Source organism: Thermodesulfobacteriota bacterium (assembly GCA_039028315.1).
GTDB lineage: Bacteria > Desulfobacterota_D > UBA1144 > Nemesobacterales > UBA2774 > CR02bin9.
This window is the reverse complement of sequence record JBCCIH010000131.1, coordinates 1-7,170: the sequence shown is the minus strand read 5'-3', so window position 1 is coordinate 7,170 and position 7,170 is coordinate 1. Positions and strand designations below refer to the sequence as shown.

Here is a 7,170-nt window from a genome sequence, read left to right as displayed (position 1 = left end):
GTTTTCTTTATAATTCTTTTTCACTTCTTCCAAGTTTATTAAGAGACTGTTTAGGAATCTGTGCTGAGAATTTTTATGGTGTATTTTTGTTCTCATAGTGGTGCTATGAGAACAAAAAAGCCGCAGAATGAGGAAAAAAGACGCATACAAAAAATAAGTGACAGATGTTCAAACAGTCTCTTAGTTATCCGATTATTTTGAGCCATTCAGCCTTTTTAAGAAATTGCCGGTCTAATCTTATTACTTCCATATTTCTTCGTGTGGCTTATCTATTAAAATGTTGCTTTCTAAACAAGTGATTTATGATTTTCTGGTTGCACACAACGCTAAGCTATCCGCCGGATCGAGTCGAACAGGCTCGATCTTGAGGATAGGTGATGTTCTCGGCTTATTTTTTTCAAAGGTTCTGTGTTTCATATTATCTGCGCTGCTGATTACAAGCTAGCAATTTCTCAGGAATTTGCCATACCGGACCTCCTCTTTCTGGCTCGCGTCCTGCACCAGCGAACAGGCGGGGAGGCTTCATCCGGGGATGCGGCGGCTTGTGGGTCGAGACTTCGTTCGCGGGAGAGGGTGGATTCACCTTTGGGAAGGGATGGCTTGTCGGTAGTGCTTTTCTTAGCGGGGCTGGTTTTGGTCTTCTACTTAATTTGTTTTTTCGCTCGCCCTATTTTCTAATAACCTATTATCAGCTACGCCAAATACCTCTTTTCAACAATCCCGCATTTTCTTAAATCTCTGCCTGATATATGGCCGATAACGCTCGGAGCAGACGACCTGACGGCGTTTAGCCGCTATGTACGTTCTGTACTTTGTTCTCGGCTTGCTTTTTCTAGTTTGGTATTAAGGATTTCTTTTTCACTACTTTTTTTTGCAGAATTTAAGGCTTTATGTAAATATTTAATTTCCATTTTGTAATCTTTATTCATTCGGAAAAGTTCTGCCATAAGCCAAAAGTAATAGTAATTATCAGTGAGGTTTAGTTTTTTCGCTTCAAGAATAGCTTCCTCAGCTGAGTTTGCTAGAGCAAGAGCATAAGTCCGATTCATTGCAATAAGGGGAGAGTATTCTAGTATAATCAGTCTATTATACAATTGTAGAATATTATCCCATTTCTCGGGAGTTTCTGTTGTGTGCCAGTATGCAATAGCTGCTTCTAAATGATATTTAGATACCTCGTTTCCATTTGCAGATTTAGTCAGATAGTATTCTCCTTTCTTGATCAGGTCTGTGTTCCATTTACTCTTGTCTTGATCTAGATAAAGGATATATTTACCAGACGAATTTGTTCGGGAATCAATCCTCGATGCATGGAAACACATCAAAGCTATCAAAGCATAGGTGTTCTTTTTGGGTAAAAATGTTTGTTCCGATAAAAAAATACCTAATCTCATTGCTTCCCAACATAAATCTTGCTTAACATTATTACTACCAGTGTTACTATAATATCCTTCGTTAAAAATTAGATAAATGATCCTTAAGACTGGGACAATTCTTGAAATGTAGTCATCAAGAGTTAACTGATTCCAATTAGATTTGTATTTCCTTAATTGTTGTTTACCTCGATATAGCTTTTTGTTAATGTTTTCCTTATTTGTCAGCAGTGCCGCAGCGATTTGATCAATACTAAATCCACATAATAACCTTAGAGCTAAACAGATTTGTACCTCAATCTTGAGATTAGAGTTACATATGGCGAAAATCATATTTAGTACTCCATCAGAAATGAGTTGTTCATCCAGAATGATTTCCTCAACTTGTTCATTATGTTGAATTAGTTTACTCTCAACCTTTTCTTTGAATATTTGATCCCTTCGACAATGGTCCTTGAATTTATTAATAGCCACTTTTCTAAGCCAAGCTTTTGGAAAATCTGGTACACCTTTATGTGCCCAAACTTTCATAGCCTGAAGAAAAGTATCGCTGACAATATCCTCTGCTAACTGAATATTTTGTATTCCATAAAAATGACAAAGTACAGCAACTAGATTGCTGTACTCTGATTTAAAGATTTGTGTTATTTGATTGTCAATCATGAATTATTATACATCTTCAAATTGCATAATATCTCTAACTTCTACTTTCCCACCGCTACTTAGTGCTGGGCAACCATTTGCTAGCTTAATAGCCTCATCAATTGAAGGTGCAGTTACAATAATAAAACCTCCTATTATTTCTTTCAGTTCAGCGTATGGACCATCAGTAATAGCTCCATCAGAGTGCATAGTCTTCCCTTCGAACCCCAGAGCTTCTCCTGGATTCTTTAATTTACCTTGAGCACTAATTCCTACCATCCAATTTTGCCAAGCTTTAATTTCTGCTTGTATTTCTTCAGGCGTTGGTTGAATATTTGGATCTGGCTCGCTATGGAATAACATCATGAAGTCTTTCATCGTTAAAAGTTTTATTGTTAAAAAAATTCATTCTCATTTACTTGACGAACGAATTTCTTTGAATTGGACAGTAATTATGTTCTTTTTTGCTTGCCAAGAGCAACTAGCTATCCGATCGGCCGCAGCGAAGCGAAGGCTGGCGGATAGGTGACATCTTTTATATTTTATTATCTTCTCCTGTTAATGCATCACATCCAATTAGGGTAAGAATGATCGATAGTCCGAGTATTAGTTTTTTCATTTTTATCTTATAATTATTGCTAACGGTTTGAATAAACGCTTGTTTTAATGGCGTTTATTTTTTGTTGGACGAAGCCTTCGGCAGCCAAAGCCTGGCAAAATCGCTGTCCAAGACTTAGCTTTAGCCATCTTATCAAATAACTGATTGAACTTATGAAAAAAAGAACTTAATCGAAAGAGCCTGCGCTGAGGTTGGCGGTTTCTTAGAGATGTATCAGCAGATGCTACGGAAGATCCGTCTCAATGGCCAAAGCGAAAGTACCCTGTTCAACTACAGTCGCTGTATCGCTAAGCTGAGTCTGTATTTTGGCTGCACACCCCTCGAGTTGAGCGATGAACAGATCAATGACTACCTCTTGATGCTTCGCGATCATGAGTCTCCCTCTTTGAGTTATTTCAAGCACACCGTTTATGGTCTTCGCTATGCCTTTCGCTTGGTAGGTCGAGACGACCGAGCCATCCGCTTGCCCAGGATCAAGCGGGATGAAAGAGCTGCATACTGTGCTGAGCCGGCAAGCATGTAAGCGTCTCTTTCATGCCCCCAAACTCTTGAAGCATCGGATCTTGTTGGCTCTGGTCTATTCGGCAGGCCTTCGCATCTCAGAAGTGATCCATCTCAAGCAGGCAGATATCGACTTTGATCGGATGCAACTCCATATCCGGCGCAGTAAGTACAACAAGGATCGATATGTTCCGCTCTCTGTGGGGATTGCCACAGGCCTGAAGAAGTATTATGATGCCTGTCAGCCAAGAGAGTGGGTATTCGTTGGCAAGGACGGGCACTCTCTGATGAGTAGCCGAGGGGTGCAGTCCTTGATGCGGGCTGCGGTCAAAGGTGCTGGGATCAAGAAGAAGGCAAGCCTGCATACCCTCAGAGATAGCTATGCCACGCATCTGCTAGAAGATGGACTAGACCTATACAGCATCCAACAGCTCTTGGGCCATGAACATGTAACAACCACGCTGGTGTATCTGCATGTCGCTCAAAGAGTAGCCCAGCAAGCGCATAGTCCATTTGATACGCTCTATCCTGATGCCGGCCAAACATGAACTCGGAGACCTGCTCCGAGAGAACTGGGAGTCAATTGAGTCCAGTAGGCGTCTGAGTGGCCATCAAAAACGAATGCTCAAAGCCTTGGCCCAATGCCGAACGGCGGCTTTGGGCGGGCATGTGGATGCCTGTCGTGCCTGTGGACAGGTACGAATCAGCTATAATAGCTACCGAAACAGGCATTGTCCTAAGTGTCAGGGAGCACAAAGAGAAGCTTGGATCAGTGCCCGCGAAGCGGACCTCTTGTCAGTGGATTATTTTCATCTGGTCTTCACCTTGCCCAGCCAACTCAATGCGCTTGCTCTGAGTCAGCCCAAGATGGTCTATGGTCTTTTGTTCAAGGCTGCTTGGCAGACCATGCAAGTCTTTGCCAAAAAGTGGGTCATCTATGCCAAGCGGCCATTTGGTGGACCTCGACAAGTGATTGAATACCTCGGCAGATACACCCACAAAGTAGCCATCTCCAATCATCGGATCACCGAGCTAACTGAGAAGAAGGTAGCTTTTTCCTATAAGGACTATCAAAAAGGGGGGCAAAAGAGGAGAATGAGCTTGGAGAAGGAGGAGTTCATTCGGCGATTTGCCATGCACATCCTGCCAAGTGGTTTTGTCAGAATCCGTCATTATGGCTTCTTGGCTAGCAGATATAAAGCCCAAAAATTACAGATTGCTCGAAAGACGCTTGGCTCTCAGGAAGTAACATATATCGATCTGCCCAGAGAGAGTCGGCCCAAGCCTCTGGCATATGATCCACAGATCTGCCCCGCCTGCGGCAAAAAAAGCATGCAAACGCAAGAGGTCTTTCTGCCTAAACGGGCACCGCCGCTGCTCTACCAAGTGTGAGGCTGGCAAAGCTCCCCTTAAGCCTTCATCCCCAATCCCAAAATATGGCGCCAAAACAACAAAACAATGGAATCGTAAGTGAAAAAGAAGAGAAAATGTAGAGATGTGTGCATGCAATTAATCCTCCTATATTCCACCAGCATAGCAGCCTGCCTCTAACAATCCCATTCAATCCCCATAGATGATAAGCAATCGGCTTTCGTTCAACCGAGGCTTCAGAGCTGGGCCCTACGGGCCGCTTGAAGCCTTAGATATTAGCAGCAGGATTCATTTTTTTATCCATTCATGATAATTTCCATTATTTATTACCTCAAATGTGGAGTTTTTATATGTCGATTTCCAGGCGGCTGGCTGCTTTACTTTTCTTAATGGATTCCACTTGATTTCATAAGCATGCAAGATTCCTTCTCGATCTTCTATCCAATCTATTTCTTGTTGATCATAAGTTCTCCAGAAGTAATTGTAAACCAACATTCTTGAGTAGGATTGATACTTAAGTCTTTCACTTATTACATAATTCTCCCATAATTGTCCAATATCGTTTCTTATCTCAATTGGATTCATATTCCCAATCAGGATATTCCTAATTCCATTGTCATAGAAATACCACCTTTTAGCCTTAACAATTTCTTTCCTCAGATTTCGACTAAATGCACCTACTGAATGTAAAATATAGACTTTTGATAACAGGTCTAAATATTTATCAACCGTATTTTTACTCATTGATAGTTGCTGACCTAATTCAGTATTTGAAACTTCAGAACCAATTTGGAAGGCGATCAATCGAAGTAGATCAAATATTTTATCAGAGTTTTTAATGTTTTCAAATTCGAGAATGTCTTTCAGTAGGTATGAACTGACTAATTCCTTTAAATAATCAGTTTTATCTTCTGAATCTACTAAGTGGATCAATTCAGGGTAATTTCCATATATTAATCTTTGTCGGAGATTAGCAGGACGATCTATCTCATCCTCAGTTTGTTCAAGTTCTTTTTCGGATAGAGCAAACAGATTAAAAGTCTTTTTTCTTCCGGTCAATGGCTCTCCAGTATATTTATTGATATCAAAGGCGGATGATCCAGTAACTAGTACTTTTAAGCCTTCAATTTCATCAACCATTAATTTGAGAATTTGTCCAACTTCTGGAATCTTTTGTGCTTCATCTATGATTAGAAATCGTTTTGAACCCAGAAGATTCCGATAATTTTGAGTGCTTCTATATTCTAATCTTTTCCGCACATCAATATTCTCTCCATTCAAAAGCATATAGGGTTCAGATGTTTTTTCAAGTAATTGGTTTATTAATACAGTTTTACCAACTCGTCTCGGACCAAGTAGAACGATTACCTTATTTGGAACTAAACGTTTTAAAATCTGTTGTTTTATAGTCCGATCTAGTATTATTTTCGGCATATCATTGACTAATTTTACGTAAATTTAGTCAATAGATTGCCGGTTTCATAATGACTTCAATACCTTACGCATAACGGTCTGGCTAAATGCAGTAGCCCCGCATAGGGGCTATTGACATTTTAGCCTTTGTTGCACGAAGCCGCTTTGCGGCAGCGCATTTGTGAATATAGCACTAGCATTTTCTCAGGAATTTGCCATACCGGACCTCCTCTTTCTGGCTCGCGTCCTGCACCAGCGAACAGGCGAGGAGGCTTCGTCCGGGGATGCGGCGGCTTGTGGGTCGAGACTTCGTTCGCGGGCGCGGGAGGATTCACCAACAGGAAGGGATGGGTGGTCGGTGCTGCTTGTCTTCGCGGGGCTGGTTCTTGGCTTCTACTTTTCTTAACAATCTCGCAGTTTTCAACTTCCTGGCATTTTTCCGATACTGATTTTCTACAAGCCACATCCGCGACCCATTTTCTCAACAATTCCTTATCTCACCCTTCTTACTTTTTCTCAACAATATGGCTGATATATGGCCGAGAACGTTTCGTGGATGGTGCCGTAGCATCCCGAAGGGTGCTATGCACTATACACATTGTTGGCATTTCGTTGATTTTCTCAAAGATCTGGATTGGCACGGATCAACTCCCTGGCTCATCTCTCACATTCATGGCGGATTTATAGCCGAGAACGGCATTGCTAACCGCAGTAGCTGCGCATAGCAGCTATTGACGGTTTAGCTTTTGTTCGCTACTGTTTTCTTTTATTTTTCTTCTTTCCGTTTTCTCTTGTACATCACATCTGTCCTCAATACATATTTAACACCCTCTATTACTTTACTACCAGAATGTACTAACTCATGTTTAAAAATTAAAGCTTTGCCTGTTTCTGGCTTAATTGAATCATAATTAAATTTAGTCTCTCCTCCAATCATATCTTCATTCAAGTATACCATAAATGTATATGAACTCCATTCATGGATATTTCGATAATAACTTCCGTCTTGATGCGGCTTAAATTCTTGACCTGGATAATATTTGTAAAATCTAAATCGCTCATTTAACCCACTTGCTATTCCGAGGTACGTTTCTTTTGGCACGTATTCCCGAATGCGCTCAAAAATCTGAGGTATTTTTCATGTAAGCATTTTCTAAAGTTATGGCCAAACTTTGGATTTGATATTGTTTACTGTTTCTGTCGATGATGTATTGAAAGAAGTCCATCTGTAGTTTTCTGGCCGTTTGTTCT

9 protein-coding genes and 1 pseudogene are annotated in these 7,170 nt (G+C 40.8%); 4 read left to right on the top strand and 6 right to left on the bottom strand.

Annotated elements, in window-relative coordinates; translation table 11 throughout:
* Positions 1 to 794: 794 nt before the first annotated feature.
* The 3 genes from AAF462_08580 to AAF462_08570 form a co-directional block, all read right to left on the bottom strand.
* The gene (locus tag AAF462_08580) at positions 795 to 2,036 is read right to left on the bottom strand and encodes a DUF6596 domain-containing protein (GenBank protein MEM7009173.1); all 1,242 of its coding nucleotides are present in this window, start codon (positions 2,034 to 2,036) and stop codon (positions 795 to 797) included.
* A 6-nt stretch (positions 2,037 to 2,042) separates the two neighbouring features.
* Complete coding sequence (locus AAF462_08575; protein ID MEM7009172.1) at positions 2,043 to 2,381, bottom strand: YciI family protein; 339 nt, start codon at positions 2,379 to 2,381, stop codon at positions 2,043 to 2,045.
* A 476-nt stretch (positions 2,382 to 2,857) separates the two neighbouring features.
* Positions 2,858 to 3,007 (bottom strand): hypothetical protein, encoded by a 150-nt coding sequence (locus tag AAF462_08570; protein ID MEM7009171.1) that lies wholly within the window; start codon positions 3,005 to 3,007, stop codon positions 2,858 to 2,860.
* Between the two features lie 109 nt (positions 3,008 to 3,116).
* On the opposite strand from AAF462_08570, the gene AAF462_08565 reads away from it, so the two are divergent.
* Both AAF462_08565 and AAF462_08560 read left to right on the top strand, forming a co-directional pair.
* Positions 3,117 to 3,683, top strand: a complete 567-nt coding sequence (locus tag AAF462_08565; protein MEM7009170.1) for a tyrosine-type recombinase/integrase — start codon at positions 3,117 to 3,119, stop codon at positions 3,681 to 3,683.
* A pseudogene (locus AAF462_08560) lies at positions 3,667 to 3,903 on the top strand (transposase zinc-binding domain-containing protein). Before AAF462_08565 ends, AAF462_08560 begins: the two are co-directional and overlap by 17 nt.
* Positions 3,904 to 3,930: 27 nt before the next feature.
* Here the strand turns inward: AAF462_08560 and AAF462_08555 are convergent.
* Positions 3,931 to 4,155: a hypothetical protein gene (locus AAF462_08555; GenBank protein MEM7009169.1), complete on the bottom strand. Its 225-nt coding sequence runs from the start codon at positions 4,153 to 4,155 to the stop codon at positions 3,931 to 3,933.
* On the opposite strand from AAF462_08555, the gene AAF462_08550 reads away from it, so the two are divergent.
* The gene (locus tag AAF462_08550; GenBank protein MEM7009168.1) at positions 4,069 to 4,527 is read left to right on the top strand and encodes a transposase; all 459 of its coding nucleotides are present in this window, start codon (positions 4,069 to 4,071) and stop codon (positions 4,525 to 4,527) included. The genes AAF462_08555 and AAF462_08550 overlap by 87 nt on opposite strands.
* Positions 4,528 to 4,794: 267 nt before the next feature.
* Here the strand turns inward: AAF462_08550 and AAF462_08545 are convergent, their stop codons facing one another.
* On the bottom strand, positions 4,795 to 5,940 hold the full coding sequence (locus AAF462_08545) for an ATP-binding protein (GenBank protein ID MEM7009167.1): 1,146 nt from the start codon (positions 5,938 to 5,940) through the stop codon (positions 4,795 to 4,797).
* Between the two features lie 563 nt (positions 5,941 to 6,503).
* Between AAF462_08545 and AAF462_08540 the strand changes: the two genes are divergently transcribed.
* Positions 6,504 to 6,644 carry a hypothetical protein gene (locus AAF462_08540; protein MEM7009166.1) on the top strand — a complete coding sequence of 47 codons (141 nt, stop codon included), beginning with the start codon at positions 6,504 to 6,506 and terminating at the stop codon, positions 6,642 to 6,644.
* 41 nt (positions 6,645 to 6,685) lie between these two features.
* Here AAF462_08540 and AAF462_08535 read toward each other — a convergent pair whose 3' ends face one another.
* The gene (locus AAF462_08535; protein ID MEM7009165.1) at positions 6,686 to 7,021 is read right to left on the bottom strand and encodes a 2OG-Fe(II) oxygenase; all 336 of its coding nucleotides are present in this window, start codon (positions 7,019 to 7,021) and stop codon (positions 6,686 to 6,688) included.
* Between the last annotated feature and the right edge of the window lie 149 nt (positions 7,022 to 7,170).